Here is a 1,383-nt window from a genome sequence, read left to right on the forward strand (position 1 = left end):
GACACGGATTGATGGCTAAAAAATCAGTGAAATCCGTGTAATCCGTGGTTTGTACGGTTGTAGTATTAGGAGGTCGCGATGGGACGAAAGTGGATTGTTACAGCGGGTATGGGAGTGTTTGTCGTGCTGTTTCTCCTTGCCGCCGGAACCATCGCCGCTCAGTCCCCCGATCAAAACGATGATGAGCATTTCGTTTATCTACCGCTGGTGGCAAAGGAGTACGATCCGACCTGGGTCTGGAGGGAGGGGATAACCGTCACCGTGACGCCGAGTCCGGACGACATCCTGATGGCGATAGACCGCCAGGGCCAGGTCCACCTCTTGTGGCATCCATCTTATTTTTCCCCAAAATTTATCTACCACACTTTTCTTTCTCCGTCCGGCTGGACCTCCCCAACCATTGTCGCTTCCAGCCTGGGCTCTTCGGAGGTTCTGTTCCCGCCCGTCGTTGCCCCGAACGGTGTACTCCATCTCCTCTGGCGGAATCAGAAAACATCCAATGATCCCCGACGGATGCTCTATGCGGCTTTCACCAACACCGGCTGGACGCCCGAAGAAGAGGTGTTTCAGGCCCGATCTTCTTCTTCCTCCCTGCAAGGAATGGTTCATCTGGACGCTTCTGGGACAGTCCATGCTACTATGGTAGATTGCTCAATTCTCTCCTGCAACACATATCACACTGTACGCAGTGGCAACTGGCAGCCAGCAATTCAGATACCGCAGCCTCAGTATACCGATTGGGTATGGCCCGACCGATGGGGTGGAGTACACTTCTATGGGAACGACTACTCCACTCCTCCAAAACTCTATTACTCCTACTGGCGCGAGGGCCAATTTCTGACCCGGGACCGCTTTGCTGGCTATTTGAAACTCTTCGGCAGAGACACCCAGCTGGACGGGCAGAACAACCTGCATATTTTCTGGAAGGACTGGGTTCCGATTCCAGGGGGGCAGGTCACCGGCCTATATTATCAATGCCTCTCTCAGAATCTGACATCTTCCCTCCCAGAGACGCTCTCGGGCTACAGTTCGGTTTACGAGGTCGTGAAAGGAGCGGGTTACACCGGCTGGGTGGCTCTGGCCTGGCGGGAAAGCGAGGGAGGCGTCCAGCGAGTCCGGGTTGGCGTTTGGAACGGATGTTCAAGGATGTACCTGAAGACGGTGCCCGGAGCAAGCGGCTGGAAGGAACTGAAAGCCGTCTCGGTCAGTGAGAGTCCACCGATGGTCTGCCTGCTGGGGCGCCCTTCCTATTTCTCCAGTCCATTGGAAGTCGTTTGCGCCGACATCCGACGGTAGATTTGGAGGACTTTATGGACATTCGGGAAATCGTCATCCTCTCCGCCGTGCGGACGCCCATCGGGGCCTTCGGCGGCGTGCTGAAGG

1 protein-coding gene is annotated in these 1,383 nt (G+C 55.7%); it reads left to right on the top strand.

Features of this window, described 5'->3' with window-relative positions; all coding sequences use genetic code 11:
* Window positions 1-78: 78 nt before the first annotated feature.
* The gene (locus tag ABJK56_RS03600; RefSeq protein WP_347243300.1) at window positions 79-1,296 is read left to right on the top strand and encodes a hypothetical protein; all 1,218 of its coding nucleotides are present in this window, start codon (window positions 79-81) and stop codon (window positions 1,294-1,296) included.
* Window positions 1,297-1,383: the final 87 nt, after the last annotated feature.

The organism is Thermogutta sp. (assembly GCF_039793925.1).
Taxonomy (GTDB): domain Bacteria; phylum Planctomycetota; class Planctomycetia; order Pirellulales; family Thermoguttaceae; genus Thermogutta.